Here is a 15,164-nt window from a genome sequence, read left to right as displayed (position 1 = left end):
GGAGGGCCTGGAGGCGCGGATCGCCCCAGCCGCTTCGCCTACGTCGTGCTCGTGGCCGGTTCCGGCAGCTCGTCGACGAGTTCGTCGAGGTCGCCGACCACGACGTCGGCACCGTGCGCCCGGAGCGCGTCGGCCCCGGCTCCGCGATCGACGCCGATGACGAGCCCGAAGGCACCGTTCCGTCCCGCCTCGACCCCGCTCGTGGCGTCCTCGACCACGACGCACTCGGCAGCGGTCAGGCCGAACCGGCTCGCGGCGTCGAGGTAGGTGTCGGGCGCGGGCTTGCCGGCCAGACCGTCTTCGCGGGCGACGAGGCCGTCGACCACCACGGGGAAGCGCTCGAGGATGCCGGCCGTGCGGAGCACCTGCACGGCGTTGGCGGAGCTCGACACGACGGCGACGGACAACCCGGCGTCGATGGCGGCGACGAGGAACCGGAGCGAACCGGGGTAGGGCTCCACCCCGTGCTCGGTCAGCTCGGCCGTGAACTCGGCGTTCTTCCGGTTGCCGAGCCCGCACACCGTGTCGGCGTCCGGCGGGTCGTCCGGGGTGCCCTGCGGCAGGTCGATGCCGCGGGACTCGAGCAGGGAACGCACCCCGTCGTACCGGGGCTTGCCGTCGACGTACGCGAAGTAGTCCTGTTCCGTGTACGGAGCGACGCCGTGCTGGGCGAGGTAGGGCGTGAACAGCCGGCTCCACGCACGCATGTGGACGTCGGCGGTGGGGGTGAGGACACCGTCCAGGTCGAACAGGAGCGCTCGCTGGTCAGCGAGTCGCGCGGGTGTGCGCCGGTCCGGCGTCGTCATGTGCTGCCCTCCGGGGGACGGGGTCGTCGACGTTGCTTCCGGACGAGTCTAGGACCGCTCCAGGACCGGCGTTCAGGCGCGCCGGGCCCCTGTGGAAAGAGTTCACACACTCGTTCGCTGTGCAGGAGGTTCAGCGCAGCGCAGCGCCCGACGGCAGCGTCAGCACCCACTCCTCGATCGCCGAACCGATCTGCTGCCGGGCGTCGGTCCGCGAGATCGTCGCGGTGTCGTCCCCGGGCTGCGCACCGTACGCACCGAAGTCGGCGTGGTTCGCGCCCTGCACCTCGACCGTCATCGCGTTCGACGGCAGCAGGTGCCGCGCGGCGTCGACCTTCTCGGGGGTGGAGAGCCCGTCACGCGATCCCGAGACGCTGAGCACGCTGATGTACGACTTGCTGATGTCGTTCGCGCAGTAGCTGCCGAGCAGGAGCAGCCCGTCGGCGTCCGGCGCGAGCTGGCACGCGCGCACGCCACCGAGCGAGTGCCCGCCGACCGCCCAGGACCGGACGTCGGGGGCGTGGGACTCGAAGGTCGACAGCGGGCGGGTGTCGAAGAAGGCGAGGTGCAGCGTCGGCTTGGTGATGACGACGGTCGTCCCGCTGGCGACCACCTGCCGGAACGTCGCCATGTACGCGTACGGGTCGACCTTCGCGCCCGGGATGAACACGATGCCCGCGCCGTTCTCGGTGCCGGTCGGCGTCATCACCACGGCGTCCCCGGCGTCCCGGACGGCCACACGGTCGTCCCGCCAGACCTGCAGCGCCGCGCTCCGGGTGCCCTGCATGACGATGTTCGCCCAGACGAGGAACACCACCGCGATCAGCACGATCACGGCGACGACCCACGCGGTCCAGCGGAGTGCTCGGTTCATGGTCTCCCTGCTTCCTGCGGGCGTCGGGCGGTGACGGTGAGCCAGCGCTCGTCGGCACCCGGGCGCGTGGTCTCACGGACGTCGACGTCGGTCCAGCCGGAACGGGTGACGACCTCGGCCAGGGGTCCTGGCGTCCAGTAGGTGAAGTGTCGCGCGAGGTCGAGCTTCCGCGTGCTCCACGCGTCGCCGTCGCCGAGCTTCACGGTGGCGGCCAGCACACCGCCGGGGTGCAGGGCGTCGCGGAGCCGCACGAGGACGCCCTCGAGCTCCGTCCGACCGACGTGCAGCAGCACGGCGTTCGCGAACACGGCCTCGTACGGGCCGCCGAACGCGTCCGAGCGCACGTCGACGAGGCGCGCCTCGTGCCCCGCGGACCGCAGCGCGTCGACGAACGACCGCGCTCCGTCGGTCCGGTCGACGACGAGTCCGGCAGCCTCGAGCGCGAGGGCGTCACGCCCCGGGCCCGACCCGAGCTCGAGCACCCGCGCCCCGACCGGGACGAGTGCGAGCAGGTCGTCGACGAGCCCGGCACGGTGGTCGTCGGTGCGCTCGGCGTAGCGGTCGGCAGCACGCTCGTAGGCGTCCAGCGTGCGCTCGGCGGCGAGGTCACGACGCATCACGACCTCGTGCCGACCGTCGGGCAGCGGGTCACCGGGCTCGTCGGCCGCCGTGAAGCCACAGCGCTCGTACGTGCGACGGGCCGTGGCGTTGTCCGGCGTGACCGACAGCTCGAGGGTGTCGGCCCCGGCGCTCGCGGCCCAGGTCGCGACCGCACGGATGAGCGCGGCCGCGATCCCTCGGCCGCGGGCGGCGGGGTCGACCCACAACGAGATGAGTTCGGCGGAGCCGGGGTCCTCGCCCGGGACGCCGCTGACCATGCCGACGACGGAGCCGTCCTCGGCGTGGGCGAGCAGGTCGAGCGCTCCGGGGATCGAGAGGCGGGTCCGCCACCGGTGCTCGGGCGCGTCGGCCCAGTCGGCGAGCGTGGACCCGAAGGCCTCGGGAGCGTCCGCGAGCGCCGCGAGCCGGACCGGACGCCAGGTCTCCCAGTCGTCCGCCGTCACCCGGCGCAGCGCGATCGTCACGCCCCGACGCTACCGCCCGCGGGTGCGAGCCGACCCTGCCGGGCCGACCCGCGCCTCCTGGACCGGATCAGACCGCCGCAGCCTCCGTGACGGCCGCACGCAGCTCCGCCGCCGCGGCTGCGACGTCGTCCGCGCTGTAGATGGCGCTCCCGGCGACGGCGATGATCGCTCCGGACGCCTGCACGGCCGCGATCGACGACGCGTTCACGCCGCCCGCGATCGAGAAGGGGACGCCGGAGGCCTCGCCGGCCTCGAGCAGGGTGGAGAAGGTGAAGCCCTCCTCGGCCTGCTCGTCGAGTCCCGCGTGCACCTCGACGAACTGCGCGCCGAGGGCGACGACCTCACGGGCCCGTGCGGGCTTGTCCGCGACGCCGATGAGGTCGACGACGACACCCTTGCCGTGCTTCTCGGCAGCGGCGACCGCGCCCGCGATGGTGGAGTCCCCGGCGACGCCGAGCACGGTGACCAGGTCGGCGCCCGCGGCGAACGCGATGTCCGCCTCGAGCTCGCCGGCGTCCATGGTCTTGAGGTCGGCGAACACGGTCTTGTCCGGGTGCGCCTCCTTCATCGCGGTGATGACGGAGAGCCCGGCGCTCTTGATGAGCGGCGTGCCGAGCTCGAGGACGTCGACGCTCGGGGCTGCCTTCGCGGCGAGGTCGAGCGCGGCCTCGGTGGTGAGGGTGTCGATGGCGAACTGGATCTGCATGGGTGTGCCTTTCACTCGAGGTTGGCGTGGCTGGGCCACAGGTCGTCGGCGGAGCGTCCGCTCCGGGTCCACAGGGCGTGGAAGAGTGCGTCGCCGAGCAGGACCACGGCCTGCTCGAAGCGGCTGCCCGCGTACTGCTCGGAGGCGCTGCCCGACCGGTCCGTCTTCGTCGCGGCGGGGACGACGAGGGTGACGGCGGCGAGCGCGCCGAGCGGCGAGTCGTCGGTCGTCGACACGGCGAGCACGTCAGCGCCGACGTCGACCGCGGTGCGCGCCGCCTGGACGATGCCGGTGGTCGTGCCGGAGCCGCTCGCGACGAGCAGGACGTCCCCCGTCCGGATGGCCGGGGTCGTCACCTCGCCGACGACGTGCACGTCGAGTCCGAGGTGCATGAGCCGCATGGCCGTCATCCGCAGCGCGAGGCCGGAGCGGCCGGCCCCGTGGATGAACACGCGCTCGGCACCGCTGAGCAGCTCGAGCGCGGCATCGGTGTCGCCCCGGACCGTCTCGGCGAGGTCGGCGGACTCGCGGACGATCAGGGCGAGGGCGTCGGTCACGGTGTCAGCGGGCATGTCAACGATCGTGGTCGGGACGCGGGTCCGCCGCCGCTACCCGACACGGCGGGGTCCCCATCCGATCGGGTGGCCCCACCCGCTCGGGTGGGAGTCGTACGGTTGGTCACGTGACCGACACCGTGCGCGACGACGGGACGGCGGCTCCGTCGGCCGTCCAGGAGGCGCGGCGCGACCCCGCAGGACGCCTCGCCGCCGCCGACCACGCGCGCACCGTCGCGGAGCAGGCGGACCGGCACGCACTCACCCTGGAGTCGGTGCTCGCCGTGCTCCGGTCGCCGCGCGTGGGCGACGCGGCCGCCCGTGCCGAGGCCGTCGAGATCGCGTCGGCAGCGCTCGTCGACCTCCGGACCGTGACGGACCGCCAGCGCGGCGCCCTGCTCGAACCGGTCACGGGGGCCTTCTCGCGGCTCCGGGCCGACCTCCGTCCGCTCGTCCGGTTCGGCGACCTCGACGTGCAGTTCGTGGAACCGCCGGCGACCGGTCGAGCACTCCCCGGCGACGTCGCCCACAGCGCCCGGGCGATCGTGCGGACGGCGGTGCTCGCCCTCGTCGACGAGGGAGCTGCGCGGCGCGTCCGGATCCAGTGGGACTGCGACGGCCGGAACCTGCTCATGCAGCTCCGCGACGACGGAGCCGGCACGCTCGACGTGCACGACGACACCGTCCGGCCGATCGCCGAACGGGTCGCGACCCTCGACGGCGAACTGCACGTGGCGTCCACGGCGGGCTGGGGGTCCGTGCTCGACATCGCGATCCCGCTCGACCCGCCGGCGGGGACGCCGGTGTCGTCGGAGGCGTCCGACCTCACGCCGCGGGAGCAGGACGTGCTGCGGCTCGTCGCCACCGGGATCGGCAACCGGGAGATCGCCGACGGGCTCGGGATCAGCCCGAACACGGTCAAGTACCACGTGGCGAACCTGCTCCGGAAGCTCGGCGCGCGGACCCGGGCGGAGCTCGCCGCGGTCAGTTCCCGGACACCCTGACACACGGAATATGTTCGTCCGCGATCGAGACGATCGGTGCTCCCCACCAGAAGGAGCACCACCATGACCATCCGCCCTTCCCGCGTCTGCGCCGTCGCCGTCCTCGGCATCGGGCTCGCGATCGCACCCGCCGTCACCGCGACCGCCGCAACCGCCGAGACCCCGACCTCGCAGTCCCAGACCGCGGCGTCGCTCGCGCCCGTCGGCTCGGTCCGGCTCGAGGCCGGCAAGCAGCTGGTCGGCACCGGCGTCCTCGGTGCCACGGTGACCGTGACGGACGCGAACGACCAGGTCCGCGAGGCCCGGGTCTCGAAGCTCGGCGAGTGGGAGGTGTCGGCGAAGGGCCTCACCGGGCCGCTCGCGATCCGGCAGACCCTGCTCGGCGCCGCCTCGGCCGTCGTGGCCTTCGGCGACGCGAAGGTCGCCGACGTGCGGGTCACGACCGGCGCCGTCGTCGGGACCGGCACCCCGTCCGCCACGATCATCGTCCGGGATGCGAACGGCACACGGCTCACGACGACCGTCGGTGCCGACGGCTCCTGGTCCGTCCCCTCGGACGGCCTGGTCGCCCAGCTGGTCATCCGGCAGCGCATCCTCGGGCACACCTCGAAGGCCGTGAAGTTCGGTTCGGCTCCGGACGCCCCCGTCGTGTCGTACCGCTCCGGGGACCTGCTCGTCGGCGACGGGACGCGCTTCGCGACGGTCACGGTGACGGACGCGAACGGGGAGACGCGCAGCACCGCGGACGCCGATCGCTGGAAGATCGACGTCAGCGGGCTCACCGGCCCCCTCACCGTCCACCAGACCCTGCTCGGACTCGACTCCGAGAAGGTCACCTGGGGCGAGGCACCCGCAGCACCGACCGTCGACTACCGGTCCGGCGACAACCTCGTCGGGTCCGGCGAGCGCTACGCCACCGTCACCATCACCGACGCGAACGGCACCACCCGCACCTCCACCAACGGCGAGCGCTGGGTCATCGACATCACCGGGCTCACCGGCCCGCTGACCGTCCACCAGAGCCTGCTCGGGCTCGACTCCGAGAAGGTCACCTGGGGCGAAGCACCCGCAGCACCGACCGTCGACTACCGGTCCGGCGACAACCTCGTCGGGTCCGGCGAGCGATACGCCACCGTCACCATCACCGACGCGGACGGCACCACCCGCACCTCCACCAACGGCGAGCGCTGGGTCATCGACATCAGCGGGCTCACCGGCCCGCTGACCGTCCACCAGACCTTGCTCGGACTCGACTCCGAGGCGGTCACGTACACCCTCTGACGACCGAGGCACCGCGTCCGGATCGGCCTCGGCCGGCCCGGGCGCGGTGCGTCACGCGCCTGCGGGGCTGAAGCGGTAGCCCATGCCCGACTCGGTCACCAGGTAGCGCGGGTGTCCCGGGTCCGGCTCGAGCTTCCGCCGCAGCTGCGCCATGTATAGCCGCAGGTACCCGGAGTCGTTGCCGTGCGACGGTCCCCACACGTCGGTGAGGAGCATCTCGCGCGTCATGAGCCGGTCGGGGTTCGTCACGAGGACCTCGAGCAACCGCCACTCGGTCGGGGTCAGTCGGATGGCCGGACCGGACGGCGGCGTGACCTGCTTCGCGACGAGGTCGACGACGAGGTCCCCGATCGACACCGAGGGCGTCGCACCCGCGGCCGAGGCCGCCGCGACCTGCCGTCGGCCGAGCGCCCGGAGTCGGGCGAGCAGCTCGTCCATCTGGAAGGGCTTCGTGACGTAGTCGTCCGCGCCGGCGTCGAGTGCGTCGACCTTGTCCGACGAGTCGGTCCGACCGGAGAGCACGAGCACCGGGACCTGCGACCAGGCCCGGATGCCCTCGAGCACCCCGATGCCGTCGAGCCGGGGCATCCCGAGGTCGAGCAGCACGAGGTCGGGCCGCTCGGTGATGACCGCGTCGATCGCGGCCCGGCCGTCCCGGGCGGTGACGACGTCGTACCCGCGGGCGGCGAGCGTCACGGCGAGCGCCCGGACGAGCTGCACGTCGTCGTCGGCGATCAAGACCTTCATCGCGCACGGCCCTTCATCGGATCTCCACTCCCAGGTGTCCGGCGATCGGCAGCCGCACCACGACGGTGAGTCCGCCGCCGGGGGTGTCGTCGACCTCGATCGTGCCGCCCATGCCCTCGGTGAACCCCCGGGCGAGGGCCAGTCCGAGTCCGAGTCCGGTGTCGTTGTCGGTGTCGCCGAGGCGCTGGAACGGCTGGAACACCTCGTCGACGCGGTCCGACGGGATGCCGGGGCCGTGGTCGGCCACCCGGAGCTCGACGCCGCCGCCGAACGCGCTCGCGGCGATGCGGACCCGGGTGTCCTCCGGGGCGTACCGCACGGCGTTGGCGAGGAGGTTCACGACGACGCGCTGGAGCAGCACGGCGTCGGCGAGCACCGGCGGGAGGTCAGCGGGCAGGTCGAGGTCGACGTCGTCCGGACCGAGCTCGAGCTCGTCGAGGGCGGGGGCGACCACCGTCTCGAGGGCGAGCGGCACCGGCGTCACGGCGAGCACCCCGGCCTGCACGCGACTGACGTCCAGCAGGTCCGCCAACAGCACCGCGAGCTGACGCAGGCTCTCGTCGGCGGTGGCGAGCAGCGCCTCCTGGTCGTCCGCCGACAACTCGATGTCCGGCGCCCGCAGCGTCTGCACGGCCGCCGAGGCGGCCGCGATCGGCCGCCGCACGTCGTGGCCGACGGCCGCGAGGATCGCACTCCGCACCCGGTCCACCGCCGCGATGCGCTCGGCGTCGACGGCCGCGCGGGTGAGGTCGCGGTGCTCGACGGCGGCGTCGAGCTGCTGCTCGACGACACGCAGCAGTCGGCGCTGGGTCGGGTCGTCGGGGGCGCCCGCGAACTCCAGGACGGCGCCGGACGGGAGGGACGTGGCGGCGTCCGGCGTCTCGCCGAACGTCCCGGACGTGGCCGGCACCTCGTCGCCCTGCCGGATCCGGACGCCGGCGAAGCCGAAGGCCTCGCGCGTCCGGTCGAGCAGCGCCTGCAGGGCGTCGTCGCCGCGGAGCACGCTGCCGGCGATCCCCATGAGGAGGCCCGACTCGGCGGCGGCGCGGCGGGCAGCTCGCGAGCGACGGGCCGAGCGGTCCACGACGAAGCTCACGAGCACGGCACTGATGACGTACATGACGAGGGCGACGAGGTGCCACGGCTGCTGCACGGTGACCCGGTGCAGGGGTTGCACGAAGAAGAAGTCGAGGCTCAGCCCGGACAGCACGGCGGCGAAGACGGCCGGCCACATCCCGCCGACGAGCGCGACCACGAGCACGAGCAGCTGGTACGCGAGCACGTCCACGGTGATCGAGTCGGGGTCGGTGCTGAACGACAGCAGCCAGGTGAGCAGTGGACCGGCGACGAGGGAGAGCACGAACGCGGCGACGATCCGGCCGCGGGACAGGCTGCCGCCGAGCCTCGGCAGGGCGAAGCCACCGCCCGCCCGCTCGTGGGTGACGACGTGGACGTCGATGTCGCCGGACTCGCGGATGACGGTGTTGCCGATGCCCGGGCCCGTGATCGCCGCGGCGAGCCGACTGCGGCGGCTCACCCCGATGACGATCTGCGTCGCGTCGATCGACTTCGCGAACCGCACCAGGGTCGTCGGCACGTCGTCGCCGACCACCTGGTGGTACGTCCCGCCGAGCTGTTCGAGCAGGGTGCGCTGCTTCCCGAGCGCCCCCGGGTGGCGCTCGCGGAGGCCGTCGTTCGTCGTGACGTGCACGGCGGCGAGCTCGCCGCCGGCGCTGCGGGCGGCGATCCGGGCGCCCCGGCGCAGCAGGGTCTCGCCCTCGGGACCGCCGGTCAGGGCGACGAGGACGCGTTCCCGGGTCTCCCACCGGTGGTCGATGCCGTGCTCGGCGCGGTAGGCCTTGAGTGCGTCGTCGACCTCGTCGGCGAGCCAGAGCAGGGCGATCTCACGCAGGGCGGTGAGGTTGCCGAGCCGGAAGTAGTTCGACAGCGCCGCGTCGATCCGGGTCGCCGGGTAGACGAGCCCGTCGGACAGCCGCTCGCGCAGCGCCGCCGGGGCGAGGTCGACCACCTCGATCTGGTCCGCCGCGCGCACCACGGCGTCCGGGACGGTCTCGCGCTGGACGGTGCCGGTGATCTCGCGGACGACGTCGCCGAGGGACTGCATGTGCTGCACGTTCACGGTGGAGATGACGTCGATCCCGGCGTCCCGCATCGCCTCGACGTCCTGCCAGCGCTTCTCGTTCGTGCTGCCGGGCGCGTTGGTGTGGGCGAGCTCGTCGACGAGGGCGATGTCGGGCCGGCGGGCCAGCACGGCCTCGAGGTCGAGGTCGTCGAGCTGGACGCCGCGGTGCTCCACGATGCGTCGGGGGACGACCTCGAGCCCGTCGACCAGTGTGGCCGTGGCGGCGCGGCCGTGGGTCTCGACGACGGCGACGACCACGTCGCGGCCCTCGGCGCGCAGTCGGTGCCCCTCTTCGAGCATCGTGAACGTCTTGCCGACACCGGGCGCCGCACCGAGCAGGACCCGCAGCTTCCCGCGCTTCACGTGCTCATCCTCTCGCGTCCACCCTTGCTCCACGACCGATCGACTGATATTCTCCTCACAACCGTTCCCATCAAGGCTCGAGCATCAGCTTCCTCAAATCGGGTGGGACTGTCCCGTCCCGCGTCCGTCTCGGACGCGGGACGGTGTTCTTCCCCGCTCACGTTCGTTCCCTGCGCTGTAGTTGCTGCCGGCTTGCCCGAGATCACCCGTTCCCCCGATCTCGGAGCCGATCGATGCCAGACCCAACGGTCGCGATGTCCCGCTACCGCCACGCGCAGTTCCGGCAGGCGTTGCAGGCGCAGGGACTCGATGACTCCGCGTCTTCGGTCTGGCGGGTGCACGACTTCGACAGCTCGCTGCGATCGGTCACGCTCGGTCTGGTCGAGCAGGTCGAACTCGCGCTCCGTGGTCGGCTCGACGTCGCAGCCGGAGCCCGGTTCGGATCGCGCTGGTACGTCGACCCGCGGTCCTTCCGCACGACGTTCGACCACGGTGCGATGCTCCGCCGCGTTCGATCGGCACTCGAGCACGCGGCCGATCCCGCCGTCGGGTCGGCATGGCGCGAGCGGCGGTTCGAACGCGTCCCGTTCGGGATGCTCGCCGAAGCGCTCAGCCTCGGCGAACTGTCCCGGATCGCCGCAGGTGTCGAGCCGGCCACCCGCGACGAGATCGCCGCAGCGTTCCGGCTCCCACCCGCGACACTCCGCCCCTGCCTGCAGCACCTGACGCACGTGCGCAACTGCTGCGCGCACCACACGCGGATCTGGGCCCGGAAGTTCCGGATCCCGCCGCCGACGTTCGGCTCCCCACCCGACCTCGTCGCACGACTGTCGAGCCTGCCGAAGCGGACCCCGGTGCACTCGCTCGAGCTCCTGGCCCACCTCGCCGAGACGGTCGGACCGTGCGACCGCCACGCCGCAGCCGTCCGGCGCCTCGTCGACGAGCACGACGACCTGGTCGTCGGCATCGGCGGGCGGCCGACTTGGGCAGCGGCGTGACGGCACGGTCAGGACGCCTTCGCGAGCGCCAGGTTCAGCTCGAGCACGTTCACCACGGGCTCCCCGAGGAACCCGAGCTGCCGCGCCTCGGTGTGCTGCCCCACCAGGGTCCGCACCGCCGACTCCGACATCCCCCGAGCAGCGGCCACGCGGGACACCTGCTGCAGCGCGTACTCCGGGCTGATGTCCGGGTCGAGGCCGGAGCCCGACGCCGTCACCGCGTCTGCCGGTACCTCGGAGGCGGGCACCCCGTCGGCCTTCGCGACCGCCGCACGCCGCTCCTGCACGCTGCGGAGGAGGTCGGGGTTCGACGGCCCGAGGTTCGACCCGCTCGACGCCCCGGCGTCGTAGCCCTTCTCCCCCGCGGCGCTCGGCCGCGACTGGAACCACCGGTCGGCTCCGCGGCCGTCGAACGACTGCCCGATGAGCGACGACCCGACGACGGTGCCGTCCGACGACGTCACCATCGAGCCGTTCGCCTGGTCGTGGAACGCGGCCTGGCCGACGCCCCACACCGCGAGCGGGTAGGCGATGCCGAGCACCACGGTGCTGAGCAGGGTGAGCCGGACGGCCACCCCGAGTGAGCGGAACGAGGAACGAGATGCAGACGTCATGAGGAGAACCCCGGGATGAGACCGACCACGAGGTCGATGAGCTTGATGCCGATGAAGGGGACGACCACGCCGCCGAGCCCGTACAGGAGCAGGTTCCGGCCGAGGATCGACGATGCCGAGGCGGCGCGGTAGGCGACGCCACGGAGGGACAGCGGGATGAGCGCCACGATCACGAGCGCGTTGAAGATGACGGCGCTGAGGATCGCGGACGCGGGACTGTGCAGCCCCATGACGTTGAGCGCGGCGAGCCCGGGGAACGCCATCTGGAACATCGCGGGGATGATCGCGAAGTACTTGGCGATGTCGTTCGCGATCGAGAACGTCGTGAGCGCCCCGCGGGTGATGAGCAGTTGCTTGCCGATCCGGACGACGTCGATGAGCTTCGTCGGGTCCGAGTCGAGGTCGACCATGTTGCCGGCCTCCTTCGCCGCGGTCGTCCCGGTGTTCATCGCCACGCCGACGTCCGCCTGCGCCAGGGCCGGGGCGTCGTTCGTGCCGTCACCGGTCATCGCGACGAGGTTGCCGCCCTCCTGTTCCTTGCGGATCAGGGCGAGCTTGTCCTCCGGCGTGGCCTCGGCGAGGAAGTCGTCCACACCGGCCTCGGCGGCGATCGCCTTCGCGGTGCGCGGGTTGTCGCCGGTGATCATCACCGTGCGGATCCCCATCTCGCGCAGCTCGGCGAACCGTGCCGCCATGCCGTCCTTGACGACGTCCTTGAGGTGGACGACCCCGAGCAGCGTGACCGCACCGGAGGGTGCGCGACGTCCGACGACGAGCGGGGTACCGCCCTGGTCCGAGACCTCGACGACCGTGGCGTCGATGGCCTGCGCGACCGCTTCGGGAACACCGGCTGAGCCGGTTGCAGCCCAGGCGAGCACTGCCGACGCGGCACCCTTGCGCACGGAGCTACCATCGGGCAGGTCCACGCCGGACATGCGCGTCTGTGCGGTGAAGGGCACCTCGACGGCACCGGCGGGGAGGTCCGGGGCGACGCCCGCTCCCGCGGCGAGGTCGACGATTGACCGCCCCTCGGGGGTCCCGTCCGCAGCGGACGACAGGGCGGCCGCCTCCATCAGGGCCGGCTCCGTGACACCGGGGACCGGCACCACGCGCGACGCCCGACGGTTGCCGTACGTGATCGTCCCGGTCTTGTCGAGCAGCAGGGTCGTGATGTCCCCGGCGGCCTCGACCGCACGGCCGGACATCGCCAGGACGTTGTGCTGCACGAGTCGGTCCATGCCCGCGATGCCGATCGCGGAGAGCAGGGCACCGATCGTCGTCGGGATGAGGCAGACGAGCAGGGCGATGAGCACCGGCACGCTCACGGTCGCCCCGACGAGCCCGGCGATCGGCTGCATCGTCAGGCAGACGATCACGAACACGATCGACAGCGAGGCGAGCAGGATGTTCAGCGCGATCTCGTTCGGCGTCTTCTGCCGGGCGGCACCCTCGACGAGCCGGATCATCCGGTCGATGAAGGTCTCTCCGGGGGTCGACGTGATGCGCACGACGATGCGGTCCGAGAGCACCCGGGTGCCGCCGGTGACGGCACTCCGGTCGCCCCCGGACTCGCGGATGACCGGGGCGGACTCACCGGTCACGGCCGACTCGTCGACGGACGCGATGCCGTCCACGACGTCGCCGTCACCCGGGATCACCTCGCCCGCGACGACGACCACGACGTCGCCCTTGGCGAGGTCGACGGACGCGACCTCCTCGGTCTCGTTGCCGGTCGCCGCCGCGTCGGACCGGTCGTACCGGAGCACCCGACGGGCACTCGTGGTCGAGCGGGTCTTCCGCAGCGTGTCGGCCTGCGCCTTGCCCCGGCCCTCGGCCACCGACTCCGCGAGGTTCGCGAAGACGACGGTGAGCCAGAGCCACACGGCGATGGCGATGGTGAACGCGGACGGCTCGACGACGGCTGCTGCCGTCGTCAGCGCGGCGCCGACCTCGACGATGAACATGACGGGGTTCCGCCACATCAGTCGCGGGTCGAGTTTGCGCAGGGCACCCGGGAGGCCCGCCACGAGTTGACGGGGTCCGAAGGCGGACGAGCGTGTGGCCGGCCTGGAGGCGCTGGTCGCCTCGTGCTCGGAGGTCGCGGTGGTCATGGTCTCGGCTTTCATCGGGCGAGGGCTTCTGCGAGCGGTCCCAGTGCGAGCACCGGGAAGTAGGTGAGTGCGGTCACGACGACGGCGACGCCGCCGAGCAGGACGATGAACAGCGGCCGGTGCGTGGGCAGCGTGCCGACGGTCTCCGGCACCCGGTCCTGGGTCGCGAGGGACCCGGCGAGCGCCAGCACGAACACCATCGGGACGAACCGGCCGAGCAGCATCACGACGCCCAGCGCGGAGTTCATCCACGTCGTGTTCGCCGTCAGGCCGCCGAACGCCGAGCCGTTGTTGTTCGCGCCCGAGGTGAAGGCGTAGAGGAGCTCGGACAGGCCGTGGTTGCCCGGGTTGAAGATCGACGTGCCGACGACCTGTTCGCGGACGCCCGGGAGCACCAGGGACAGGCCGGTGCCGAGGAGCACCAGGGTCGGGGTGACGAGGATGTAGAGCGACGCGAAGGTCATCTCGCGGGCCCGGATCTTCTTGCCGAGGTACTCGGGGGTCCGACCGACGAGCAGCCCGCCGATGAACACTGTGATGACCGCGAGCACGAGCATCCCGTACAGCCCGGAGCCGACGCCGCCGGGGGTGACCTCGCCGAGCATCATGTTGACGAGCGCCATCATCCCGCCGATCGGCGTGAAGCTGTCGAACATGCCGTTCACGGCGCCGGTCGACGTCGCGGTCGAGGTCGTCCCGAAGAGCGTCGTGCCGAGGATGCCGAACCGCACCTCCTTGCCCTCCATGGCGGCCCCGGCGGCGTGGGTCGCGCTGCCGCCGCCACCGAGCTCGGCGATCGACATCACCGAGAGCGAGACGAGGAAGATCGCGCCCATCACGGCGAGGATCGCGTAGCCCTGACGGTCGTCGTCCACCATGCGGCCGAACGTGCGCGGCAGCGAGAACGGGATGACGAGCATGAGGAAGACCTCGACGAGGTTCGTCCACGCCTGGGGGTTCTCGAACGGGTGCGCCGAGTTCGCGTTGAAGTAGCCGCCGCCGTTCGTGCCGAGTTCCTTGATGGCCTCCTGCGAGGCGACGAACCCGTCCGGGATGTGCTGCGTCCCGCCGACCAGGGTCGTGACGTCGGTGCCGCTCCCCCACGACTGGACGACACCACCGGCGACGAGCACGATCGCGAACACGAACGCACCCGGCAGCAGGAGCCGGCCGAGACCGCGGACGACGTCCACCCAGACGTTGCCGAGCGTGCCGGAGCGTCGACGGGCGAAGCCGCGGACGAGCGCCACGGCGACGGCGAGCCCGACCGCCGCGGAGAGGAAGTTCTGCACCGCGAGGCCGGCCATCTGCACCGTGTACCCGACGGTGACCTCCGGCGAGTACGACTGCCAGTTCGTGTTCGCGACGAACGACGCCGCCGTGTTGAACGCGAGCGACGGACCGACGTTCGGCAGCCCGAGGTCGCCGGGCAGCACGACCTGGATGCGCTGCAGGAGGTACACGAGCAGGAGCCCCACGGCGCTGAAGAGCAGCACGCCGCGCAGGTACGCGGGCCACGACTGCTCAGCGTCGGGGTCGACGCCGATCACCCGGTAGACCCCGCGCTCGATCCGGCTGTGCCGCGTCGGCGTGAACACCCGCGCCATCCAGTCGCCGAGCGGCCGGTAGGCGACGACGAGCAGCAGCACGAGCGTGGCGACCTGGACGATCCCGGCCCACGTGTCCGCGGTGCTCATCAGAACTTCTCCGGGCGCACGAGGGCCCAGACGAGGTACACGAGCGAGGCGACGCCGAGGACGGCGGCGGCGATGGTGATGACGATCACAGCCGTTCCACCGCCTTGGCGATGAGTGCCACCACGCCGAACACGGCGAGGACACCGGCGACGACGAAGACGTCGAACACGAGGGACTCCAGAGG

14 protein-coding genes are annotated in these 15,164 nt (G+C 72.3%); 3 read left to right on the top strand and 11 right to left on the bottom strand.

Annotated features, from left to right (window positions below):
• Window positions 1–38 precede the first annotated feature (38 nt).
• The 5 genes from JSX79_RS01640 to hxlB all read right to left on the bottom strand — a co-directional run bounded on the left by JSX79_RS01640 (window position 39) and on the right by hxlB (window position 4,040).
• Complete coding sequence (locus JSX79_RS01640; RefSeq protein WP_071295175.1) at window positions 39–806, bottom strand: HAD family phosphatase; 768 nt, start codon at window positions 804–806, stop codon at window positions 39–41.
• A gap of 130 nt (window positions 807–936) precedes the next feature.
• Window positions 937–1,677 carry an alpha/beta hydrolase gene (locus JSX79_RS01635; protein ID WP_229084920.1) on the bottom strand — a complete coding sequence of 247 codons (741 nt, stop codon included), beginning with the start codon at window positions 1,675–1,677 and terminating at the stop codon, window positions 937–939.
• Window positions 1,674–2,762 carry a bifunctional GNAT family N-acetyltransferase/class I SAM-dependent methyltransferase gene (locus JSX79_RS01630; RefSeq protein ID WP_229084918.1) on the bottom strand — a complete coding sequence of 363 codons (1,089 nt, stop codon included), beginning with the start codon at window positions 2,760–2,762 and terminating at the stop codon, window positions 1,674–1,676. Before JSX79_RS01630 ends, JSX79_RS01635 begins: the two co-directional genes overlap by 4 nt.
• A 67-nt stretch (window positions 2,763–2,829) precedes the next feature.
• Window positions 2,830–3,468, bottom strand: a complete 639-nt coding sequence (hxlA, locus tag JSX79_RS01625; RefSeq protein WP_070417617.1) for a 3-hexulose-6-phosphate synthase — start codon at window positions 3,466–3,468, stop codon at window positions 2,830–2,832.
• A gap of 11 nt (window positions 3,469–3,479) precedes the next feature.
• Window positions 3,480–4,040 (bottom strand): 6-phospho-3-hexuloisomerase, encoded by a 561-nt coding sequence (hxlB, locus tag JSX79_RS01620; protein ID WP_229084916.1) that lies wholly within the window; start codon window positions 4,038–4,040, stop codon window positions 3,480–3,482.
• Window positions 4,041–4,150: 110 nt separating this feature from the next.
• Here hxlB and JSX79_RS18545 point away from each other — a divergent pair, with 110 nt between their 5' ends.
• Both JSX79_RS18545 and JSX79_RS01610 read left to right on the top strand, forming a co-directional pair.
• Entirely contained in the window at window positions 4,151–5,026 is an 876-nt protein-coding gene (locus tag JSX79_RS18545) for a LuxR C-terminal-related transcriptional regulator (RefSeq protein WP_229084914.1), read from the top strand.
• A 63-nt stretch (window positions 5,027–5,089) separates the two neighbouring features.
• Complete coding sequence (locus JSX79_RS01610) at window positions 5,090–6,307, top strand: hypothetical protein (RefSeq protein ID WP_229084913.1); 1,218 nt, start codon at window positions 5,090–5,092, stop codon at window positions 6,305–6,307.
• A 51-nt stretch (window positions 6,308–6,358) separates the two neighbouring features.
• Here the strand turns inward: JSX79_RS01610 and JSX79_RS01605 are convergent, their stop codons facing one another.
• Both JSX79_RS01605 and JSX79_RS01600 read right to left on the bottom strand, forming a co-directional pair.
• Window positions 6,359–7,054: a response regulator gene (locus JSX79_RS01605; protein ID WP_229084911.1), complete on the bottom strand. Its 696-nt coding sequence runs from the start codon at window positions 7,052–7,054 to the stop codon at window positions 6,359–6,361.
• Between the two features lie 13 nt (window positions 7,055–7,067).
• Complete coding sequence (locus JSX79_RS01600; protein ID WP_071295171.1) at window positions 7,068–9,560, bottom strand: ATP-binding protein; 2,493 nt, start codon at window positions 9,558–9,560, stop codon at window positions 7,068–7,070.
• A 233-nt stretch (window positions 9,561–9,793) separates the two neighbouring features.
• Between JSX79_RS01600 and JSX79_RS01595 the strand changes: the two genes are divergently transcribed.
• The gene (locus JSX79_RS01595; RefSeq protein ID WP_229084910.1) at window positions 9,794–10,558 is read left to right on the top strand and encodes an Abi family protein; all 765 of its coding nucleotides are present in this window, start codon (window positions 9,794–9,796) and stop codon (window positions 10,556–10,558) included.
• A gap of 8 nt (window positions 10,559–10,566) precedes the next feature.
• Here JSX79_RS01595 and kdpC read toward each other — a convergent pair whose 3' ends face one another.
• The 4 genes from kdpC to kdpF are packed head-to-tail and all read right to left on the bottom strand — an operon-like array spanning window position 10,567 to window position 15,069.
• The gene (gene kdpC, locus JSX79_RS01590; protein ID WP_229084909.1) at window positions 10,567–11,172 is read right to left on the bottom strand and encodes a potassium-transporting ATPase subunit KdpC; all 606 of its coding nucleotides are present in this window, start codon (window positions 11,170–11,172) and stop codon (window positions 10,567–10,569) included.
• Complete coding sequence (kdpB, locus tag JSX79_RS01585) at window positions 11,169–13,283, bottom strand: potassium-transporting ATPase subunit KdpB (protein WP_139201897.1); 2,115 nt, start codon at window positions 13,281–13,283, stop codon at window positions 11,169–11,171. The genes kdpC and kdpB overlap by 4 nt, the downstream gene beginning before the upstream one ends.
• Before the next feature lie 11 nt (window positions 13,284–13,294).
• Window positions 13,295–14,980 (bottom strand): potassium-transporting ATPase subunit KdpA, encoded by a 1,686-nt coding sequence (kdpA, locus tag JSX79_RS01580; protein WP_229084906.1) that lies wholly within the window; start codon window positions 14,978–14,980, stop codon window positions 13,295–13,297.
• Window positions 14,980–15,069, bottom strand: coding sequence for a K(+)-transporting ATPase subunit F (kdpF, locus tag JSX79_RS18540; RefSeq protein ID WP_070417610.1), 90 nt, complete (start codon window positions 15,067–15,069; stop codon window positions 14,980–14,982). The genes kdpA and kdpF overlap by 1 nt, the downstream gene beginning before the upstream one ends.
• Between the last annotated feature and the right edge of the window lie 95 nt (window positions 15,070–15,164).

Source organism: Curtobacterium sp. GD1, from assembly GCF_020882855.1.
Taxonomy (GTDB): Bacteria; Actinomycetota; Actinomycetes; order Actinomycetales; family Microbacteriaceae; genus Curtobacterium.
The sequence above is the reverse complement of the archived record's forward strand: the minus strand, read 5'-3'. Positions and strand labels throughout refer to the sequence as shown.